Source organism: Enterobacter sp. UPMP2060 (assembly GCF_053709655.1).
In genome coordinates this window covers 88,793-109,701 of the sequence record NZ_JBSKJQ010000005.1, presented here as the reverse complement: position 1 = coordinate 109,701, position 20,909 = coordinate 88,793, and the positions used below count along the sequence as shown (strand labels likewise).

Sequence of the window (20,909 nt, the reverse complement as noted above, 5' to 3'; positions counted from 1 at the left end):
GTGAGGGCATCAGGCCGTACAAGGCAAAAGCAAAACGGCAACCTTTGGTTGCCGTTTTTAATGTGTATCCCCTCTCCCCGTGGGAGAGGGTCAGGGTGAGGGCATCAGGCCGTACACAATCACCCGCGATTACGCATCACCCCTTCCTGCACCGTAGACGCGACCAGCACGCCGTCCTGAGTATAAAACTCCCCGCGCACAAACCCGCGCGCGCTCGACGCTGACGTACTCTCCACGCTGTAAAGCAGCCACTCATTCATGTTGAACGGACGGTGGAACCACATGGAGTGATCGATCGTCGCGACCTGCATCCCTTTTTCCAGGAAACCAACCCCGTGCGGCTGCAGCGCCACCGGCAGGAAGTTGAAATCTGACGCATAGCCGAGCAGATACTGATGCACGCGGAAATCTTCCGGCACGCTCCCGTTGGCACGGATCCAGACCTGGCGTTTCGGCTCGGCGGTATGGCCTTTCATCGGGTTGTGGAACTCAACCGGGCGGATCTCCAGCGGCTTATCGCAGAGAAACTTCTCTTTGACCTGCGGCGGAAGCAGATGCGCCAGCGCGCGGGCGATATCCGTCTCTGATTTTAAAGAGTCGGGCGACGGAGCCGGGGGCATCACTTTTTGATGCTCATAGCCGGGTTCCGGCGCCTGGAAAGAGGCGGTCATGTAAAAGATCGGCTTGCCGTTTTGAATAGCTGCTACGCGGCGCGCGCTGAAGCTGTTGCCGTCTCGCAGGACTTCAACGTCATACACAATCGGTTTTGCGCTATCGCCAGGGCGTAAGAAGTAGCTGTGGAACGAATGCACCAGACGGTCTGCCGGGACAGTCTCCTTTGCTGCGTACAGCGCTTGTCCAACGACTTGCCCCCCGAAGACCTGGCGTAAGCCGAGATCTTCGCTCTGTCCGCGAAAGAGTCCTTCCTCAATTTTTTCCAGATTCAGTAATGTCAGCAGATTGTTCAGTGCCTGACTCATAGTTGTCCTCAATAAACGCCGTAGCGAAAGATAGGCAGAGTATAACGCAGAAATGAAAGTGGTCCGATGGGTAGAATAATCTGAATATCGGCACGTTTTCAGGCATAAATCGGTGATCTGTGCCACACTTGAATACGTTATGTGATTGAAACGACATCGGGTGGGATCGATCCCGCTGGTGCATTGATAAGGAGACTTCAATGAAACTCGTGCCCATGCTAAGTGGTGTAGCTATTGCGGTGGCGTTGTCCGCCTGTGCCGGTAAAAGTGCCCAAGTGCCAGTACCAGCAGCCGACCCGAACGGGATTAATACCCTTTCACAGCAATCCATTCAGCAGCCTAATGTTTCCGGTACCATCTGGATTAAACAGAAAGTGGCGTTGCCGCCGGATGCGGTATTAACCGTAACGCTGTCTGATGCTTCTCTGGCCGACGCGCCGTCGAAAGTCGTTGCCCAGCGTGCCGTTCGTACTGAAGGCAAGCAGGCGCCGTTTAGCTTCGTATTGCCGTATAACCCGTCGGACGTGCAGCCTAACGCCCGTATCCTGCTGAGCGCAGCGGTAACCATCAACGGCAAGCTGGTCTTTATCACCGATACGGTCCAGGAAGCGATCAACAACGGTGGGACAAAAATCGATCTGAACCTGGTGCCGGTGCAGCAGACCGAAGTGCCGGTCGCACCGCAGACCAATCAGCCGTCTCTGCCAACTCCACCGACTCAGATGTAATTTCTGCATTTCCCCTCTCCTCCGGGAGAGGGGTCAATACACCCAGCGAAACTTCTGCAAATCGATCTGACCCGACCCTGACACCTGCACACCCTCTGAAAGTAATGCCTGACGCTGACGCTGAAGATCCGGCCCGGTGAGCGAGATGGCACCATGACGGTTCACCACCCGATGCCAGGGCAGCGTGCTGCCTTCCGGCAGCCGTTTCAGGACGCCTCCAACCTGTCGCGCCGCGCGCGGGGAACCGGCCAGACGCGCGACATCACCATAGGTGGTGACGTAGCCTTCCGGGATTGAGGCCACGATTTGCCATACGCGCTGTGGAAAGGAGTCGTGTTCGTCCATACCTTTACCTGTGGGGAGTTTCTGGAAAGCTATGGTAAACGAAGATCTTCATGATTGCTGCGCCTGTTTGCGCAAGAAACCAGCATCCGGTTGCTGGTCGCTTGCAATTGGGCTTTAGCACAGGGATAATGCGCCAGCGCGTTGGTTATCAACGCTCTCAATGGGGGCTCTGTTGGTTCTCCCGCAACGCTACTCTGTTCACCAGGTCAGGTCCGGAAGGAAGCAGCCAGGGCAGACGACGTGTGTGCCGGGATGTAGCTGGCAGGGCCCCCACCCATTTGTGGCCTCATAAGATTCTTCTGCTTCACCTCTCCCTTACATCATTACTCCACAATAAAACTACGCCTGTATCGTGTAATATATATTTCATTGCACTGAAATATTATTGTCATAAACCTGTAATAATAGACTGTCATTTTATAATCGGACGGTTATTTTCTTCCATAACTCAAAAAAATATATATCTGGATAACATTGTTAAGTTCGTGTATTAAATAAAGTACTTATTCCGAAGGGAAGTGACAAACATGGCTACAGCGGTATTAAACGTTAAGATTGATGACGCGCTAAAAGAAAGGCTTCGCCACTATGCGGAAGTCAATAACGAGAATTTAAGCGTGACGACAGAGAAACTGCTGCTGCTGGCGTTCGAAGCAGTAGAAGAGGCGGGAGTATCGGAAGAGGATATTGATAATCAGCATACGGAAGAAGAGAGCGTTTCTCCTTTTACTCCTAAAGAAATCAAGGCTCTACGTAAACTTCTGAAGAAGAGAAAATGAAACAACAACTGTCAACCGCCAGTGACTACAACGAGGCCTGCGATTTGTTGCGTTCAGGCTACGTGAAGCATGTACGTCTTGGCTGGAATGTTGGAAGCGATGAGTTCTTTCGTATTGCGTCTGACTGGTGTGATACCGGTGCAAAAATAAAGAAAGACGGTGATAACTTCGTTATTTCACTAAAAGGCTTTCCTATTCCTCCTCAGCATTAAATCCTGACCAGTGAAAACTGCTGACTGCATATATTACAGTCAGCAGTTTTTATTTTATGATCTGCTTCAAATATTTTAATATTAGATCACGCTGCGTTTTAACGATGGCACGTTTTTATTCAGAGCGAGCCATAACGGTTTGATCCTCAGCAACGCCTGCTCAAGCTCTGTCGATTCGAGCGAGAAGGGCATCCGTAAATAGCGGTCAAACGCCCCCGATAAACCAAACCGCGTCCCGGTTCCCAGGTTAATCCCGATTATTTCTGCCCGCGCGGCAAGCTGTGTCGCCAGCATGCCCGGGAGCTCTATCCAGTAAGATAGCCCGCCTTCCGCCTCGTGGAATTTCCACTCCGGGAAATGTTCGCGCAGCAGGTCACCGCATCGATCGCGCCGTTCCGCCAGCATCTTCCGGCGTGCGGGCAGAAACGTCTCGCTGTTGTTAATGAGCCACTGCATTGCCAGCTGTTCGAGCAGCGGCGAGCCTAAATCCAGGGTATCCCGCGTCTGGGCAAGGGTGGCGATGATGCGCGATGAGGCACGGATCCAGCCGAGACGCAGCCCGCCCCAGAAGCTTTTTCCGGCAGAGCCTAAGGTGATGACGGTGGCCTGCGGGTTAAAGGCGGCCAGCGGTGGCGGGGGAGGCGCATCAAACCAGAGATCCACCATCGTTTCATCCACCACCAGCGCCGTGCGGGTTTGGGCTGCAATATCCGTGATGGCCTGACGGGTGGGGATATCCATACAGCGCCCGGTCGGATTATGAAAATCTGGCATCAGGTAGGCCAGGCGCGGCGCCGTCTGGGCAAGCGTTGCGGCAAAGCCATCCGTATCCCAGCCGGTTTCCGGCAGCGACACCCCGACTGGCCGACACTGCGCCCCCTGAATGGCGGCAATCGCCAGCGGATAGGTGGGATGATCGACCACGACGCGGTCCCCCGGCCCGGTCATCATCCGCAGTATCAGCGCAAAGCCGCTGACGGCGCCATTAACCACCATCACTTCGTCTGCGCGGGTGGGAAGGCCCCGCGCGGTATAGCGCGCAGCGATGGCCTCCCGCAGCGTCGGTAGCCCCAGCTGATCGTAGCCCGTCAGCGAGAGATGCGGGGTAATGGCCGTGAGCGCATGGGCATAAGCCTGATGGATCTCCGGCCCGGCATTCAGGGCGGCAGTGGAGAGATCCAGTGCGGCGCTCGCCGCGGAAAGGGTGGGAACGGCGCGCGTGTCAGGGAGAATGACCCGTGACCCGCTGCCGTGGCGGCTTTCAAGGTAACCCTCCTCGCGCAGGTGGGCGAGCGCGCTGCTGACGGTGGTTCGGCTCACGTCCAGCGCCGTGGCCAGCTCACGCTCGCCCGGCAGCCGCGTATTCAGTGCCAGACGCCCATCAAGAATTAACAAACGCAGCGCGTCGGCCAGCTGTCGCCAGAGCGGGGTGCGGGATGAGGCTTGCTGCCAGTGGCCTAAAAGGCGTACCAGAGACTGGCTTCCGAAGCGACGTGATGACATATGCAGTCCACAATTTGAAAACTGGACATTAATCATAGTGCCATTTTAGGTCAGGATGAAAGCCTGGTTCACTGGAGAAGATAAAAATGGTACGTCGTCTGCTACAACTCTATGTCGGTTTAGGACTGTATGGCCTTTCCACCGCAATGTTTATTCGTTCCGATTTGGGTGTCGATCCCTGGGATGTTTTTCACCTCGGGGTGGGGATGCAGCTGGGGATGACTATCGGGACGGTGATCATTGTGACCGGCGCGGCGGTGCTGCTGCTGTGGATCCCGCTGCGCCAGATGCCGGGCCTTGGCACGATCAGCAACGTGATTTGTATCGGCCTGGCGGCGGACGCCAGCATGGCGCTTATCCCGGAGCTGGATTCGTTACCCGTTCGAATTGCTTTCCTGGTGTCGGGCATCGTGATGAACGCGATTGCGACCAGCATGTACATCGGGGCCGGTTTCGGGCCAGGCCCGCGCGACGGCCTGATGACCGGCATTCACGCCCGGCTGGGGTGGTCCATTCGCAGCGTGCGTACCTCAATTGAGGTGTCCGTTCTGCTGATTGGGTGCGTGCTTGGCGGCACGTTTGGGGTGGGAACCGTACTGTATGCCCTGACCATTGGCCCGCTTATCCAGCTTTGCCTGCCCTGGTTCCGCCAGAAGCCACGCATTGCGGAAATACCCCAGCCGGAGCGGGTTGTTTGATTTTGCGAAGCGCTCACATGTTTTAACGGCGTCGCTGTGCCAGAATAGACGCTTCGAAAATCGCGATGCCAGAAAGCATGAAAGCAATCACTCTCTATGATGTCGCCCTCCTTGCGGGGGTTTCTTATCAGACCGTTTCCCGCGTCATTAACGACGCGGAACATGTGTCTGCCCGCACGCGAGAAAAGGTGCAGCAGGCGATGGCGGAGCTGCACTACGTTCCTAACCTTCGGGCGCAGCAGCTGGCGGGGAAACGCACCCGTACGCTGGGCCTCATCACCACCGATCTGGCCCTGCACGCGCCTTCGCAAATTGTGTCGGCGGTCAAATCGCGTGCGGCGGAACAGGGGGCGAGCGTCCTTATCTCCATGGTAGAGCAACCCCAGCAGTGTCAGGCCGCGCTTCAGGCGCTGCTGGCACAGCGGGTGGACGCGCTGCTGGTGAATGTGCCGCTTGACGATCCGCTCGCCGAAGAGCTCGGGGCGCTGGCGTCGCCCGTCCCGGTGCTGTTCCTCGATGTGGCGCCCTCAGCGCGGGTAAACAGCCTCGTGTTTAACGCGGAGCAGGGGGCGCGTCTGGGCGTTGAGCATCTGCTTTCTCTGGGGCATCAGCGCATTGCCCTGCTGAGCGGGCCGGAAAGCTCGGTCTCTGCGCGGGCGCGCCTGGCGGGCTGGAAAGCGACGCTGGCGCTGGCGGGTCTTAACGCGACGGCTGTGGCCTACGGTGACTGGAGCGCGGCCAGCGGTTATGAGAAGGGACACGTGCTGCTGTCGGGTGCGGCATTACCGGACGCGATTCTGGTGGCGAACGATCAGATGGCGCTCGGGGTGATGCGCGCCTGCGCGGAAAAAGGGATCGCGATCCCTGGCCAGCTTTCGGTGGTTGGGTTTGACGATACCGCTGACAGCGCCTGGTTTTCCCCGCCGCTGACAACCATTCGTCAGGCGTTTCGCGAGGCGGGCGAACGCAGCGTGGAGTGGCTGCTGGCACCTTCCGGGGGCGAAGCGTGCCGGCAGGTTCAGCTGCCGGTGACGCTGGTTACCCGTCATTCCAGCGCGCGCCGCAATCCGAAGCAGGCCGAACGCGAGGATCTGGCGCAGCAGCTCAGAAGCCTGGCACTCCTTGCCGAGCAGATTGCCCGCAAATAAAACTTTGTGATCGGACTCGCTACCCCGCGATTGAACGCTTTACCGTTGTCGGGTGCCAGGGCATGTTAACCAAAATTGTGAGCGCTTCGCAAAGAGGTTACTATGTCCACCACTTCACCGCTGACCCTCAGCGCCATTCTGGCCCGTCGGGACTGGGAAAATCCTGGCGTCACCCAGTGGAACCGTCTGGCCGCACACGCGCCGTTACACAGCTGGCGCAATGAGCCCTCTGCCAGAGAGGACGCTGGATCGACCAGCAGGCACTATCTGAACGGAGTGTGGCAGTTTAGCTTCTTTACCGCGCCGGAACGGGTTCCTCAGGCATGGGTAACCGAAGATTGCGCGGATGCCGTTGCGATGCCCGTGCCGTCTAACTGGCAGATGCAGGGGTTCGACACGCCCATCTATACCAATGTCACCTATCCTATTCCCGTTAACCCGCCTTTCGTGCCGCAGGAAAACCCGACCGGTTGTTACTCGCTCACATTTGAGGTGGATGACGCCTGGCTTCGAAGCGGGCAGACCCGCATCATCTTCGACGGCGTGAACTCGGCGTTCCATCTCTGGTGCAACGGGCAGTGGATGGGCTATTCCCAGGACAGCCGATTGCCCGCCGAATTTGACCTCTCGGCGGCCTTGCGCCCCGGGCAGAACCGGCTGGCGGTCATGGTATTGCGCTGGTGCGACGGCAGCTATCTGGAAGATCAGGACATGTGGCGCATGAGCGGCATCTTCCGCGATGTGGCGCTGCTGCATAAACCCGAGACGCAGATTGCCGATTATCACGTGGTGACGGATCTGAATGCGGAGCTGGACCGCGCGGTGCTGAAGGTGGATGTCGCGCTGGCAGGCGCTGGCTTTGCAGACTGCGAGGTGGTCATGACCCTGTGGCGCACGGGTGAAAAATGCGCCAGCGTTTCCCGGCGTCCAGGATCTGCCATCGTCGACGAGCGCGGCAGCTGGGCAGAGCGGCTAACGGCGGCGATCCCCGTTGACCAGCCCGCGCTCTGGAGCGCTGAAACGCCAGAACTGTATCGCCTGACGATTGCGCTTCTTAACCCGCAGGGTGAGGTGCTGGAGGTTGAGGCGTGTGACGTGGGCTTCCGCCGCGTTGAGATCGGCAATGGCCTACTGAAGCTTAACGGTAAACCGCTGCTGATCCGCGGGGTTAACCGGCACGAGCATCACCCGGAAAACGGCCAGGTGATGGACGAAGCGACCATGCGCCGCGATATCGAAATCATGAAGCAGCACAACTTCAACGCCGTGCGCTGCTCGCACTATCCGAACCATCCCATGTGGTACCGGCTTTGCGACCGCTACGGGCTGTACGTCGTTGACGAAGCCAATATCGAAACGCACGGCATGGTGCCGATGAGCCGCCTTGCTGACGATCCGCGCTGGCTGCCCGCCATGAGCGAACGCGTGACCCGCATGGTGCAGCGCGATCGTAATCATCCCTCGGTTATCATCTGGTCTCTGGGCAATGAGTCGGGCCACGGCGCGAATCACGATGCGCTGTACCGCTGGCTGAAAACCACCGATCCTACGCGTCCGGTGCAGTATGAAGGCGGCGGCGCGAACACGGCGGCGACCGATATTGTCTGTCCGATGTACGCCCGGGTCGATCGGGATCAGCCCTTCCCGGCAGTGCCTAAATGGTCAATCAAGAAATGGATCGGCATGCCGGACGAAACGCGCCCGCTGATCCTCTGTGAATACGCCCACGCGATGGGAAATAGCTTTGGCGGGTTTGCGAAATACTGGGAAGCGTTTCGCAGCCATCCTCGCCTGCAGGGTGGGTTTGTCTGGGACTGGGTCGATCAGGCCCTGACGAAACGGGACGAAAAGGGCAACTTGTTCTGGGCCTACGGCGGAGGCTTCGGCGATAAGCCGAACGATCGGCAGTTCTGTCTTAACGGGCTGGTGTTCCCCGATCGCTCGCCGCACCCGGCGCTGTTCGAGGCGCAGCGCGCCCAGCAGTTCTTTACCTTTACGCAGGTCAGCACTTCTCCGCTGGTGATTGAGGTGCAAAGCGGCTACCTGTTCCGCCACACCGATAACGAAGTGCTGAACTGGACGGTTGCCCGGGACGGGGACGTGCTGGCCGCGGGCGAGGTGACGCTCTCGATGGCGCCTGAAGGCACCCAGCGTCTGGAAATTGACCTGCCGGCGCTGAAAGCCGTGCCGGGTGAGGTCTGGCTGAACGTTGAAGTACGTCAGCCGCGGGCAACGCCGTGGTCTCCGGCTGACCATCGCTGCGCGTGGGAGCAGTGGCCGCTTCCGGCTCCCCTCTTTATTGCTCCGCCAGTCCCGGCGGGCGAGCCGCCGGTGTTAACGCAAAGCGATCGCATTCTGGAGATCGCCCATCGTCAACAGCGCTGGCAGTTCGATCGCGCAACCGGAAACCTGTCCCAATGGTGGCGAAATGGTGTTGAAACGCTGCTTTCACCTCTGACGGACAACGTCAGCCGCGCGCCGCTGGATAACGACATTGGCGTGAGTGAAGCGACGCAGATCGATCCGAACGCCTGGGTTGAACGCTGGAAAGCGGCGGGCATGTATGAACTCACCTCGCGCGTTCTGCACTGTGAGGCACGGCAGCACGCAGGCGACGTGGTGGTCACAACCCAGCACGTGCTTGAGTATCGCGGCAAAGCCCTGTTCATGAGCCGTAAAGTCTGGCGGGTGGACGATCGTGGCGTTCTGCATGGCGATATTCAGATTGACGTTGCGTCTGATATCCCTGAACCCGCGCGCGTTGGCCTGAGCGTTCATCTTGCCGAAACGCCGGAAAACGTTCACTGGCTGGGGCTGGGGCCGCATGAAAACTACCCGGACAGAAAGCTGGCGGCGCAGCAGGGTCGCTGGACATTACCTCTCGAGGCCATGCACACGCCGTATATCTTCCCGACGGAAAATGGTTTGCGCTGCGATACCCGGGAACTTGTGGTGGGAACGCATCAGCTGAACGGCCGGTTCCATTTCTCGGTGAGCCGCTACGGCCAGCAGCAGCTGCGTGAGACAACCCATCATCATCTGCTGCGCGAAGAGCCGGGATGCTGGCTCAATCTCGATGCGTTCCATATGGGCGTGGGCGGCGACGACTCCTGGAGCCCCAGCGTCTCTCCGGAATTCCTCCTGCAGACACGCCAGCTTCGCTATACCTTCAGCTGGCAGCAGAACCCTTAACTGACCATGAAGATGCGGCCACAGAGCGTGGCCGCAGTCTTACGCCAGAATGCCGCTCAGGCCATGCAGGCTCATGTAAATCCCTACTACGGTAATCAGCGCAGCGGAGATCCACGGCGCTTTACGGGAGAATTCGCTAAACCCGGGCCAGCGTTTGGTCGCGTGCTTGAGGCTTAAGGCCGCAATCGCGCCAGAAGCGACCAGCGTTAACGCCAGACCAATGCTGAAGCTGAACACCAGCGTCGCGCCGAGGGCGAAATGCTTCAGCTGCAGGCAGATCAGCAGCACGGTGATGGACGCCGGACAGGGGATAAGCCCGCCGGTCAGGCCAAACATCACGATCTGGCCGGTGGTGACGTTTTGACCGCTGAAGCGCCGGTTAATATCCTGCGCGTGAGCGCGCTGGTGGGCATCCTGCCACTCTTCTTCAACCAGCGTGTGTTCGTGGTGATGATGATGATTATGATGGTGGTCATGGTCATAGTCATGGTCATGGTCATGGTGGTCGTGGTGGTGATGATGATCGTGCGGCTGGCTCTCTTTCCAGGTTCGCCACGCCATCCACAGGGCGATCGCAACGATCAGTACTCCGGAGATCAGCTGGAACCAGGGTTCGGACGTGTGTGCATCCCAGCCCCGACCAAACCATAATCCCGCCATCGCAACGAGCCAGACCACCGCCGTATGGGAGAGCGTTGCCGCCAGGCCGAGCAGCACCGCCTGTTTCAGCGTGCCTCGGATGGCAACAATAAAGGCGGCCATCATTGTTTTTGAATGGCCCGGTTCCAGGCCATGTAGCGCACCGAGCAGGATAGCGCTGGGAACAAACAGCCAGGCGTTGCCCTGCTGAAGGAGTGAAGCAAAATCGGTCATGGGAAATTCCGGAGTGGAAAGCGTGCGGAGATACTACTCCCCCCCAGTAGCGTAATACTACCCCCCAGTAGAAAAATACTCAGGGGGAGTAGAGCGTGGTATGCTTTAAAAGCCAAAAAATAAGGGATACAGAGATGTCACATACCGTTCGCGACAAGAAGATGTTACTGACTCGCCTGAAGAAAATTCAGGGGCAGAGCACCGCGCTGGAAAAAATGCTCAACAGCGATCACGAATGCGCCGAGGTGTTACAGCAGCTGGCGGCGATCCGCGGGGCGGTGAATGGCATGATGATGCAGGTGATCGAAGGGCATTTAACCGATCATGTGGTGAAAGAGCCTGAAGAAGCGCAGCGTGAAGCCGATCTTGGCGTGGTGTTGCGGGTGATGAAATCCTATCTCAAGTAGCGTGCGTGCCGAGGTTATTTTCTGCCCAGAGAATAAATTCCGTCTTTGGCAGCGCTTTGCTGTAGTACCATCCCTGCCCGTACTGCACGCCGTGGCGGTGTAGCCAGGTGAGCTGCCCTGCGGTTTCGACGCCCTCCGCCACCATCGCCAGCTTCAGCGACTTCGCTATTTCAATGATGTGCGGCGTCACGTTTTTATACTCCAGCGCATCCACGAACGATTTATCAATTTTTAGCGTGTCGACGTCCAGATCCTGCAGATAGCTCAGGCTGGAATAGCCCGTGCCAAAATCATCTATATAGACAGGGTGGCCTGAACGGCGAAATGCGGCGATAGCCGGTGCGCTAATTTTGGGATCGGCAAAGCCGCGCTCGGTGAGCTCAAGGGCGATTTGTCGGGGATGGATTTGCCACTTGTTCAGGAGCTGGCTCAGCAGAGGCGGCAGGATGCCGGAGGTTAAATCGGCAGGGGCGAGGTTAATGGAGATATGCTGATCCGGATAGCGTTGCAGCCAGTGGCCCATATCTTCAAACACCTTTTCGATGACTAACTGCGTCAGCTTCGAGATGAGCCCCGTTTGCTCGGCAAGGGGGACAAAAATATCCGGCGAGAGGCAGCTTCCGTCTGGCTGCGGCCAGCGCGTTAGCGCCTCAGCGCCCACAATTTTTCCGCTACAGAGCGCCACGATGGGCTGATAGTGCACCACAAAATCCCGGCTGTTAATGGCGTCAAGCAGGCGATTGCGCGGCGACTGGATACGCCGCAGGATCCGCAGGACAAACAGTGCGGCGAGCAGGCTTATCAACATGCCGAACGGTAACCAGAAAAGAAGCTGCCGGTGCCAGGTTTCAGCCAGCGGTTTGAGCGTTGCCCATGCGACGACGGTAAATCCAAGCTCAGGTACAGACTTCATGACGTACATTGAACCGTTGTACTGCACGCTTTTCACACCCCGCTCCTGAACCATGTCGCGGATGTGAGAGTCGAGCTTGCTGCTGCTGGCAAATATGCGGTGCGTTGCGCTTCCTACCAGGGCGGCATCAATCGCTATCTCGCCGAAAGGGATCACGTCCACCAGCGAGGCAGGATCGATCATGACAAGGTAGTGGCCTTTTCCCAGCACCGTCATGTAGCGGTTAAACCCAAGATCGTTCTGCGTTGTCAGCCACGCGCTGTAACCATCTTCGGTAATGCGCATTGGAGGAGGGAAAGGGGACGCATGGCTAGTTTGCTCCAGGGAGGAGCAGAGCGGTCGAAGATTGTCGATATAAATCACTTCCTGGACATATCGCCACGAGAAAGCGACCCGGCGCATTTCCCGCAATTGCAAGGGGCTACACGGCACGCCCTCAAAGGCCTGCAGGTGATCGAGCGCTTCTTTTGCCTGATCCACAACCCTGTCGGTGCGAACCAGCACGCGGGAGGCATAGTTATCCAGCGCATCGGCGAATTTATCTTCCGCCTGGCGATGGGCCAGCCAGATGCTCAGGCAAATGGGGACCAGCACAGAAAAGATAAGTACGCCAGTCACCAGACTGACCAGATGTCGGGTTTTCATGCTGTCGTGTCCTTCCTCGTATGCCCATTCCTGGGCATTGAGTTCCCTGCCTGAAGAGAAAGATTTTACCGCGAAATGATATAGTTATAGCACGTGGTTGGCATGGTTTTCATTTTATCTCAGGCATACGAGAAATTATCGTCAGAAGAGAGGGGTTGTTTTTTCAATCTTGCCTGGATATTATTTTGTTATGTTATAACAAAACATAAAGGATTTACGATGAAACCCGATATTCACCCAGCCTATCGCACCGTGGTATTCCACGACACCAGCGCTAATGAATACTTTAAAGTCGGCTCAACCATTAAAACCGACCGCGAAATTGAACTCGACGGTGAAACGTATCCGTACATCACCATCGAGGTTTCTTCAAAATCGCACCCGTTTTATACCGGTAAGCAGAAAACGTTCTCCACGGACGGCAGCGCAGCGCGCTTCCGTAAGCGTTTTGGCGGTTTTCTCAATGCGAAGCGGGGCTAACCATGCAGGTACTTAACTCATTACGCAGTGCAAAGCAGCGTCACCCGGATTGCCAGATAGTCAAACGCAAGGGACGCTTATACGTGATTTGCAAATCTAATCCGCGCTTTAAGGCGGTTCAGGGACGTAAAAAAAGACGCTAAACGCGCGTTTCTCGCCAGCTTTCCAGGGATCTTTTCTGTTTGCCATCGGCAGTAAAATTGTCGGTGGCAAGCCAGCTTTCAAAGGCGTTAGCCAGCGCCGGCCACTCTTTGTCGAGAATCGAAAACCAGTCGGTATCCCGGTTACGGCCTTTTATCACCAGCGCCTGGCGAAAGCGTCCTTCAAACTGAAAGCCCAGACGCAGCGCCGCTTTACGGGAAGGCTCGTTCAGGCTATTGCACTTCCATTCATAACGCCGGTACCCCAGGGTATCGAATACGTATCGCATCAGCAGATACTGCGCTTCTGTCGACCCTGGCGTGCGGCTTAACAGAGGAGAGAAGTGAACGTGCCCCACTTCCACGACCCCGTTTTTAGGATCGATCCGCATCAGGGACAGCGTCCCGACAGGAGACTGGGTCCGGTTGTCCATAACGGTAAAGTGGATGGGATCGGATAACTCACTTACGCTCGCCACCCAGTCGGCAAACTCCTCTGCGGTGGCATCGGGTTCACGCAGCAGCCACGTCCAGCTGCGGGTATCTTCGGCCAGTGAATAGGCGGAGAACAACGCGTGGGCATGCTCCACGCGCAGCGGCTCAAGCCGACAATAGTGACCCTGAAGGACCACCCGGGACGGGTGCTGACGAGGCTGCCAGTCGATAAGGGCTTCGCCTACAGGCTGTCCAAACTCGTTGAATGTATTCATCTTTATTTCCATGACGTTGAAAAGATCTCCAGATTAGTGAATTGCTGGTTCCTTAAAAAGAACCACCAGGCTATGTTTTTCTGGTACCAGAAGGAGGGAAGATGAATATACCGGGTGATGAGCTTTACACTTTGCTCCATGCTGCGCTGAAAAAGCGTGGGCAGGAGACGCTTCAGCGCGCGCTCTATCTCGCTTTGCGGGAGGCCATACTGAGCGGAAGGCTTCGGTCCGGCAGCCAGCTGCCCGGTTCGCGAACGCTGGCGCAGCAGATCTCGGTTTCCCGAAACACGGTCAATGCGGCGCTGGACCAGCTCACGCTCGAAGGTTATTTACTGCGTAACCGTCAGGGGACGCGGGTGGGGCAATTCGCTCATCGTACGATTGCCCGGACATTGCCGGATCCTGACGTCAGTCTGACAAAACGGGTCGCCCTGCTGCCCGCGCCCGTGCCGCGCGACACCCCGGTGATGGCGTTTACGCCGGGAACGCCTGCCATTAACTATTTCCCCTTGCCGCTGTGGCGGCGATTGTACGATCGCGTCCTGCGCGAGGAGGGAAGCGCCCTGTTAGGCTATGGCGACCCGGCCGGCGAGCCGTCGCTGCGCGCCGCGATTGCCCGGCATCTCGCCCTGTCCCGCGGTATCGACTGCGACGCCAGCCAGATTGTGATAACCGAGGGAGCGCTGGAAGGCGTCAACCTCTGCACGATGCTGTTAAGCGAGCCTGCCGATGTCGCCTGGGTAGAAAACCCCGGCTATAGCGGGGCAAAGAGTGCGTTTGTTAAAACTGGCCTGGCAATGACGGGAATACCGGTAGATGACGAGGGAATGTGCTGGGAAGGGCTGGATGCGCCTGCGCCCTCAATGATTTTTACCTCACCTTCGCATCAGTTCCCTTACGGGAGCGTGCTCAGCGCGCGGCGGCGGCTGGCGCTGCTGGAGCTGGCCCGGCAGCATAACGCGTGGATCATTGAAGACGATTACGACAGCGAGTTCCGCTATGCCGGTGAGCCCGTACCGGCGATGCTGGGAATGGTCAACAATGCGCCCGTTGTGTATCTGGGGACGTTCAGTAAAACGCTGTTTCCCTCGCTCAGAATGGGGTTTATGGTTTTACCGCCAGCGCTGGCGAAAGCGGCTCGCCCGGCTATCGGCTCGCTGTTGCGCGGAGGGCATCGTGCGGAGCAGCGTACCCTGGCGCTGTTTATTGAAGAAGGTCATTACGCCCGTCATCTTGCCGCCATGCGTCGGCTCTACCGTAAACGCTACCGCCAGCTGCGTGAGGTGCTGGGCGCAGAGCTTTATTCTCCGCACCGCATTCTGGCAGGCGAAGGGGGAATGCATCTGACGCTGGCGATAGACGGTATTGACGACCAGAAGCTGGTGGAGCAGGCGAGGGCGTTTCAGCTGGCACCCGCTGCGCTGAGCGGGTACTACCTGGAGGCGAAGCAGGGGCAAACCGGTCTGGTTTTAGGTTACGGCAATACCTCTGCTTCTCAGTTTGCGCCGGGGATCCGACGCCTGCAGGCGTTAATTACGCAGCAGCAGGGCGGGAAAGGGTAAAGACATCATAGAAAGAGAGCTGACCTTTGGTGGAGACCATTTTCTGCAGCTTCTCTTTTTGCCCGGCTTCAACCGCCGGTGAGTGCATGATGTTTTCGATCAGCTCTTCTGGCACGTAACGCGTGTTGTACCATTCGCCGTTATAGCAGACCCGAAAATCGAGCACGTCGATATCTTCGTAACGGTAGCGCGGATTCACGTCGAAAAAGAAAAAGGCGTTAAAGACGACAAACAGTACAACCAGCAGCCAGACGGAGTCCACCAGCGTTTCTGACTTCAGCATCACAACAAGCGTCGCCAGCCAGGCGGCATACATGGCGACAAACAGTCCAGGATGTTTGCGAATAAAACTAATGCTAAAGCGCGGGCGATTGTCGCGCTTTTCGCGGAGGTTAAGATCGTCGATGGTGGCGGTAAGCAGGCGCTGTATCTCGGTCATTTTTTGCCTTCATAAGAGTTGACAATACAGGGGGTCTGCCAATTTTAGGGGAGCCATCAGGCTGAAAAAAGTAACAGTCTGGCGCTAAAAGACTATAACAGTTGACTCCCCGCAACCTCACAGCGTTTTGATGATTTTTGCCGGATTGCCACCAACGACGACGTTAGCCGGGACGTCTTTCGTCACGACGGCGCCGGAGGCCACCACCACATTATCACCAATGGTGACGCCAGGGTTAATGACAGCCCGGCCGCCAATCCAGACGTTATTGCCAATATTGACGGGTTTTCCAAACTCCACGCCGCTGTTTCGTTCTTCCGCGTCCAGGGGATGGGTAGCCGTATAAATATGAACACCCGGTGCGAGCATACAGTTATCGCCAATATGAACAGGGCAGACATCCAGCATCACGCAGTCGAAGTTAGCGTAAAAGTTTTTGCCCAGATAAATGTTGTATCCGTAGTCGCAGCGGAAGCTCGGCTCAATATAAGCGTCTGCGCTTTGTCCCAGAAGTTCCGCCAGAATGTTCTGGCGTTCTGTTTTTTCATCAGGCGCGGTGTGGTTATAGCGGTAAACCAGATGTCGGGCCCGCAGTCGGTCAGCCCGTAACGTCTCATCGCCGGGGCGGTAATGTTCACCGGCAATCATTTTCTGTTTTTCTAAGCTCATTGGAAACCTCTCTGGATGTTATTACCGAAGGGTAATCGGAACAGGCCAGTAGGGGAACGTTCCCGAAAAGCCGATGTGACTGACGTCACAACATTGCTGCTGATGAACACGTTTTACACGGAGACCTGGCCTGGGCACAGGGAGCATAACGGGACAGGTAAATACTCAGAACGAGGCGTAGAACTCTACAGACACCCTTCAAAGATTAACGGACAAATTTCCACACAGAAGTAGGGATTTTGTCATACAGTTTATTCATTGTCAGTTCAGCAAGACGATGGTCAGCGGCTGAATAAAATACCGCCAGCTCATTATCAGAAAGCTCGTATTTATTCTTTTCAATGACGCGCTCAAGCGTGTCAATTGACTGACAACGTCGTAAGCGCATCAAATAATCGATTTTTGTGAGTGGTTTATCAGACATAAATTCACCTTAGTAATTGTAATAATTTTAACAGGAAAGACTCACCGGGTTAGCTCTGCTCACGTTGACGAAACAGCGGAATAGCCGATTTCCCGATTTACGCCATTTTTGCAAATCCTGAGCGTTAATGCCGTAACTGCTGAACAACATAAAGGTGTCGTCCAGGTATTCATCAATTTGCTCAATGAGCTTATTATCTTCATTGTACTTAATTTTATAATTAAGTGCGAAGGTTGCGATATGCTCTATCAGCTCATTCAACTGTAAATTGATGGCAGACGTTGGGTCGTTTACCCAGCCATGGTTACTTTCATCAAGATTGGCAAGGCAGTCATAGTACAAGGATTCGCAGAGAAATTTCAACTGCGCGATATCATGCCTTTTTGGCGAGTACTCGTCCATAGCGCATCCCCTTCTGAGTGATTTCTTACTCACCGAACATCATTGTCGGGATGGATACAACTGACTTAGCTACATGAGTGCTGTGTTCCTGATAACCTAACTATAAGCCACTCCTTCCTGGATTTCACCGCGCTATTACGAAAAATTACAAATAAAAACCGCAGGCTGGGAGCATGCACGCAAATGGTCACCCTGGTCTCAACGTTTTTATCCAAATTAACGACGGGGTTTTATCGCTTCCTTACGTTTCATCGGCTTAGCAAAAATGATGAGAAAAGTTCAGATTCAGACTTATCTTTGTAAGAACTTCTTATTAGGAATATTCCTAATAGCTTAAGCGGGGAAATGAAATTAAAAAAATCCTGAATTCACCGATTAAGGTATCAGTTAATTATGATATGTCTATTTAAGATGGCAGAAAATAAATAGAGCCACAATAAGCGTAATTAATGATTTTTTCTGAAAATGAAAAAGGCCGCTAATGCGGCCTTTTTATCATGTGGAACCGGTATCAGTGAGGTTCTACCGAATGACTGTGTTCAACATCTTCATTCTTGCGGCTAAAGCGGCGGCGAACCACCACGAAGAACACCGGTACGAAGAAGATAGCCAGTACGGTCGCGGTAACCATACCGCCCATCACGCCTGTACCTACCGCGTTCTGCGCGCCGGAGCCTGCGCCGGAGCTGATAACCAGCGGCAGTACGCCGAGGATAAACGCCAGCGACGTCATCAGGATTGGGCGCAGACGCATACGAACCGCTTCAAGCGTCGCCTCAATAAGGCCTTTGCCCTCTTTCTCCATCAGATCTTTGGCGAATTCAACGATTAGTATCGCGTTCTTCGCCGACAAGCCAATGGTTGTCAGCAGGCCTACCTGGAAGTAAACGTCGTTGGTCAGTCCACGGAACGTTGCCGCAAGCAGCGCACCGATAACCCCGAGTGGAACCACCAGCATAACGGAGAACGGAATCGACCAGCTCTCGTACAGTGCCGCCAGACACAGGAAGACCACAATCAGTGAAATGGCGTACAGGGCAGGGGCCTGGTTACCGGACAGACGTTCCTGATAGGACATACCGGTCCAGTCATAGCCGATACCCGCAGGCAGCTTGCTTGCCAGTTCTTCCATCAGGTTCATGGCTTCACCGGTGCTTCGGCCCGGAGCAGCCTGACCCAGGATCTCCATCGATGGCAGACCGTTATAGCGTTCCAGACGCGGCGAACCGTATTCCCAGCGTGAGGTTGAGAACGCCGAGAACGGTACCATCTGACCATTGCTGCCGCGCACGAACCAGCTGTTGATATCGTTAGGCAACATACGGTACTGCGCCTCGGACATCACGTACACTTTCTTCACACGACCGCGGTCGATGAAGTCGTTAACGTAGCTACCGCCCCAGGCAGCGCCCAGCGTGGTGTTGATGTCACTGATGGATACGCCCAGCGCCTGGGCTTTCTCCTGGTCGATATCGATCTTGTACTGCGGCGTATCTTCCAGGCCGTTTGGACGCACGCCAACCAGCAGGTCAGGGTGTTTAGCGACTTCACCAAACAGCTGGTTACGCGCCTGAGTCAGTTTCTCGTGACCCAGACCGCCCTGGTCAATCAGCTGGAAGTCGAAACCGGTCGCCGTACCCAGTTCAACAATCGCTGGCAGGTTAAAGGCAAAGACCATCGCATCTTTAATCTGCGAGAAGGTGCCCATTGCACGACCGGTGATGGCTTCAACCTTGTTCTTTTCGCCTGGACGTTCAGACCAGTCTTTAAGAGAAACGAAGGCAATACCGGTGTTCTGACCACGACCCGCAAAGCCAAAGCCGTTAACCGCAAACACGGACTCAACGTTGTCTTTCTCTTTGGTGAGATAGTAGTCCGTCACTTCATCCAACACTTTCTGGGTACGCTCTTGCGAGGCACCCGCCGGAAGCTGTGCCATCGTCAGGAACACGCCCTGGTCTTCATCTGGCAGGAACGAGCTTGGCAGACGAACGAACAGGAAGGCCATGCCCACCACGATGATGATATAGAGCAGCAGGTAACGACCGGTGCTGCGCAGGATGTTGCCCACGCTGTCTGTGTAGTGATGCGTGCTCTTATCGAACATGCGGTTAAACCAGCCGAAGAACCCTTTGTGCTCGCCGTGACCGCCTTTCTGAATTGGCTTCAGCATGGTGGCACACAGGGCAGGGGTCAGGATCAACGCGACCAGTACCGACAGCGCCATCGCGGAAACGATGGTAATGGAGAACTGACGGTAAATCGCACCGGTAGAGCCCCCGAAGAAGGCCATCGGGATAAATACTGCAGACAGCACCATCGCGATACCGACCAGCGCGCCCTGGATCTGGCCCATTGATTTACGGGTCGCTTCCTTCGGCGGCAAACCTTCTTCCGCCATCACGCGTTCGACGTTCTCGACCACGACGATGGCGTCATCCACCAGCAGGCCGATGGCGAGCACCATCCCGAACATCGTCAGGGTGTTTATCGAGTAGCCGAATATCGACAGGATCGCAAAGGTCCCGAGCAATACCACCGGCACGGCAATCGTTGGGATAAGCGTCGCGCGGAAGTTTTGCAGGAACAGGTACATCACCAGGAATACCAGGATGATCGCCTCAACCAGCGTCTTAACCACTTCATGAATCGAGATTTTGACGAACGGCGTGGTGTCGTATGGGTAAACGATTTTCAGACCTGACGGGAAGAACGGTTCCATCTTCTTCAGCTCTGCGCGGATCGCCGTGGCGGTGTCCAGGGCGTTAGCGCCGGTCGCCAGTTTGATACCCAGACCGGAAGCCGGTTTACCGTTGAACTTCGCGATGATGTCGTAGTTCTCACCGCCCAGCTCAACTTTCGCCACGTCGCGCAGGCGAACCTGCGAACCGTCCTGATTCACCTTCAGCAGAATTTTGCTGAATTCATCGGCAGAGGTCAGACGGGTCTGCGCGATGATCGAGGCGTTAAGCTGCTGGCCTTTCACCGGCGGCGTACCGCCTAACTGACCGGCCGCTACCTGGGCATTCTGCGCTTTAATCGCGCTGATCACGTCAACCGGCGTCAGCTGGAAGTTGTTCAGCTTGTTCGGATCCATCCAGATACGCATCGCGTACTGGGAACCGAACAGCTGCACGTCACCCACACCGGAAGTACGGCTAATAGCGTCCTTCATGTTGGCGCCCACGTAGTCGGAAATATCCTCCTGCGTCATGGTGCCGTTGGTGTTGATAACGCCGACAACCATCAGGAAGCTACTGGACGATTTCTCGACGCTCACACCCTGCTGTTGTACTTCCTGCGGCAGCAAAGGCATTGCCAGCTGCAGTTTGTTCTGCACCTGAACCTGCGCAATGTCAGCATCCGTACCTGACTGGAAGGTCAGGGTGATCTGCACCGTACCGGTGGAGTCACTGTTTGAGGACATGTACATCAGGTTATCGATACCGTTCATGTTCTGTTCGATAACCTGGGTGACGGTGTCCTGCACCGTTTTCGCATCAGCCCCCGGGTAGGTTGCGGAAATTGTCACCGCCGGTGGCGCAATCGTTGGATATTGCGCAACAGGCAGCTTCAGGATCGCAAGTCCCCCGGCCAGCATGATGATTATGGCGATCACCCACGCAAATATGGGGCGATCGATAAAGAAATTAGGCATGT

Annotated in this window: 21 protein-coding genes and 1 other RNA gene; 11 read left to right on the top strand and 11 right to left on the bottom strand. The window is 56.0% G+C overall.

The annotated features are described in order from the left end of the window. Positions 1-119 precede the first annotated feature (119 nt). Entirely contained in the window at positions 120-980 is an 861-nt protein-coding gene (gene tesB, locus ACWKXN_RS12850; RefSeq protein ID WP_058841181.1) for an acyl-CoA thioesterase II, read from the bottom strand. 200 nt (positions 981-1,180) lie between these two features. On the opposite strand from tesB, the gene ACWKXN_RS12845 reads away from it, so the two are divergent. Further along, on the top strand, positions 1,181-1,708 hold the full coding sequence (locus ACWKXN_RS12845; protein ID WP_008503301.1) for a YbaY family lipoprotein: 528 nt from the start codon (positions 1,181-1,183) through the stop codon (positions 1,706-1,708). Positions 1,709-1,741: 33 nt separating this feature from the next. Here ACWKXN_RS12845 and ACWKXN_RS12840 read toward each other — a convergent pair whose 3' ends face one another. Continuing rightward, positions 1,742-2,053 carry an MGMT family protein gene (locus ACWKXN_RS12840; protein WP_029741631.1) on the bottom strand — a complete coding sequence of 104 codons (312 nt, stop codon included), beginning with the start codon at positions 2,051-2,053 and terminating at the stop codon, positions 1,742-1,744. Positions 2,054-2,223: 170 nt separating this feature from the next. On the opposite strand from ACWKXN_RS12840, the gene ffs reads away from it, so the two are divergent. The 3 genes from ffs to ACWKXN_RS12825 all read left to right on the top strand — a co-directional run bounded on the left by ffs (position 2,224) and on the right by ACWKXN_RS12825 (position 3,044). Beyond that, positions 2,224-2,320: signal recognition particle sRNA small type (gene ffs / locus ACWKXN_RS12835), an RNA gene on the top strand. A 260-nt stretch (positions 2,321-2,580) separates the two neighbouring features. After that, entirely contained in the window at positions 2,581-2,832 is a 252-nt protein-coding gene (locus tag ACWKXN_RS12830) for a hypothetical protein (protein WP_023310587.1), read from the top strand. Beyond that, on the top strand, positions 2,829-3,044 hold the full coding sequence (locus ACWKXN_RS12825) for a hypothetical protein (RefSeq protein WP_023310588.1): 216 nt from the start codon (positions 2,829-2,831) through the stop codon (positions 3,042-3,044). The genes ACWKXN_RS12830 and ACWKXN_RS12825 overlap by 4 nt, the downstream gene beginning before the upstream one ends. 81 nt (positions 3,045-3,125) lie before the next feature. Here ACWKXN_RS12825 and yczR read toward each other — a convergent pair whose 3' ends face one another. Further along, a complete protein-coding gene (gene yczR / locus ACWKXN_RS12820; protein ID WP_454543879.1) occupies positions 3,126-4,547 on the bottom strand; it encodes a MocR-like transcription factor YczR in 1,422 nt (473 codons plus the stop codon). Between the two features lie 86 nt (positions 4,548-4,633). Here yczR and yczE point away from each other — a divergent pair, with 86 nt between their 5' ends. From yczE to ACWKXN_RS12805, 3 genes are all read left to right on the top strand, one after another. Then, positions 4,634-5,245: a membrane protein YczE gene (yczE, locus tag ACWKXN_RS12815; RefSeq protein ID WP_023310590.1), complete on the top strand. Its 612-nt coding sequence runs from the start codon at positions 4,634-4,636 to the stop codon at positions 5,243-5,245. Positions 5,246-5,322: 77 nt separating this feature from the next. Then, complete coding sequence (locus tag ACWKXN_RS12810; RefSeq protein WP_211437686.1) at positions 5,323-6,393, top strand: LacI family DNA-binding transcriptional regulator; 1,071 nt, start codon at positions 5,323-5,325, stop codon at positions 6,391-6,393. 102 nt (positions 6,394-6,495) lie between these two features. Beyond that, positions 6,496-9,585, top strand: a complete 3,090-nt coding sequence (locus ACWKXN_RS12805) for a beta-galactosidase (RefSeq protein WP_454543878.1) — start codon at positions 6,496-6,498, stop codon at positions 9,583-9,585. A gap of 39 nt (positions 9,586-9,624) precedes the next feature. On the opposite strand, the gene ACWKXN_RS12800 is transcribed toward ACWKXN_RS12805, so the two are convergent. Next, on the bottom strand, positions 9,625-10,458 hold the full coding sequence (locus tag ACWKXN_RS12800) for a nickel/cobalt efflux protein RcnA (RefSeq protein WP_454543877.1): 834 nt from the start codon (positions 10,456-10,458) through the stop codon (positions 9,625-9,627). Positions 10,459-10,592: 134 nt separating this feature from the next. Here ACWKXN_RS12800 and ACWKXN_RS12795 point away from each other — a divergent pair, with 134 nt between their 5' ends. Then, positions 10,593-10,865 (top strand): metal-sensing transcriptional repressor, encoded by a 273-nt coding sequence (locus tag ACWKXN_RS12795; RefSeq protein ID WP_023310594.1) that lies wholly within the window; start codon positions 10,593-10,595, stop codon positions 10,863-10,865. On the opposite strand, the gene ACWKXN_RS12790 is transcribed toward ACWKXN_RS12795, so the two are convergent. Further along, on the bottom strand, positions 10,858-12,423 hold the full coding sequence (locus ACWKXN_RS12790; RefSeq protein WP_454543876.1) for an EAL domain-containing protein: 1,566 nt from the start codon (positions 12,421-12,423) through the stop codon (positions 10,858-10,860). The genes ACWKXN_RS12795 and ACWKXN_RS12790 overlap by 8 nt on opposite strands. 219 nt (positions 12,424-12,642) lie before the next feature. On the opposite strand from ACWKXN_RS12790, the gene ACWKXN_RS12785 reads away from it, so the two are divergent. Together ACWKXN_RS12785 and ykgO are read left to right on the top strand one after the other, a co-directional pair. After that, a complete protein-coding gene (locus ACWKXN_RS12785; RefSeq protein ID WP_010428154.1) occupies positions 12,643-12,903 on the top strand; it encodes a type B 50S ribosomal protein L31 in 261 nt (86 codons plus the stop codon). Positions 12,904-12,905: 2 nt separating this feature from the next. Further along, on the top strand, positions 12,906-13,046 hold the full coding sequence (gene ykgO / locus ACWKXN_RS12780) for a type B 50S ribosomal protein L36 (RefSeq protein ID WP_003859006.1): 141 nt from the start codon (positions 12,906-12,908) through the stop codon (positions 13,044-13,046). Here the strand turns inward: ykgO and ACWKXN_RS12775 are convergent. Next, positions 13,043-13,753 carry a GNAT family N-acetyltransferase gene (locus ACWKXN_RS12775; RefSeq protein ID WP_048978929.1) on the bottom strand — a complete coding sequence of 237 codons (711 nt, stop codon included), beginning with the start codon at positions 13,751-13,753 and terminating at the stop codon, positions 13,043-13,045. The genes ykgO and ACWKXN_RS12775 overlap by 4 nt on opposite strands. A gap of 101 nt (positions 13,754-13,854) precedes the next feature. Between ACWKXN_RS12775 and pdxR the strand changes: the two genes are divergently transcribed. Beyond that, entirely contained in the window at positions 13,855-15,315 is a 1,461-nt protein-coding gene (gene pdxR, locus ACWKXN_RS12770) for a MocR-like pyridoxine biosynthesis transcription factor PdxR (protein WP_454543875.1), read from the top strand. Here the strand turns inward: pdxR and ACWKXN_RS12765 are convergent. The 5 genes from ACWKXN_RS12765 to acrB form a co-directional block, all read right to left on the bottom strand. After that, complete coding sequence (locus ACWKXN_RS12765; RefSeq protein WP_045400719.1) at positions 15,287-15,754, bottom strand: YlaC family protein; 468 nt, start codon at positions 15,752-15,754, stop codon at positions 15,287-15,289. The genes pdxR and ACWKXN_RS12765 overlap by 29 nt on opposite strands. A 117-nt stretch (positions 15,755-15,871) precedes the next feature. Continuing rightward, entirely contained in the window at positions 15,872-16,423 is a 552-nt protein-coding gene (gene maa, locus ACWKXN_RS12760) for a maltose O-acetyltransferase (protein ID WP_182071792.1), read from the bottom strand. 205 nt (positions 16,424-16,628) lie between these two features. Beyond that, on the bottom strand, positions 16,629-16,847 hold the full coding sequence (locus ACWKXN_RS12755; protein WP_008499287.1) for an HHA domain-containing protein: 219 nt from the start codon (positions 16,845-16,847) through the stop codon (positions 16,629-16,631). 27 nt (positions 16,848-16,874) lie between these two features. Next, positions 16,875-17,249 (bottom strand): Hha toxicity modulator TomB, encoded by a 375-nt coding sequence (gene tomB / locus ACWKXN_RS12750; protein WP_320733236.1) that lies wholly within the window; start codon positions 17,247-17,249, stop codon positions 16,875-16,877. 511 nt (positions 17,250-17,760) lie between these two features. Further along, positions 17,761-20,907, bottom strand: coding sequence for a multidrug efflux RND transporter permease subunit AcrB (gene acrB / locus ACWKXN_RS12745; protein WP_029741964.1), 3,147 nt, complete (start codon positions 20,905-20,907; stop codon positions 17,761-17,763). Positions 20,908-20,909: the final 2 nt, after the last annotated feature.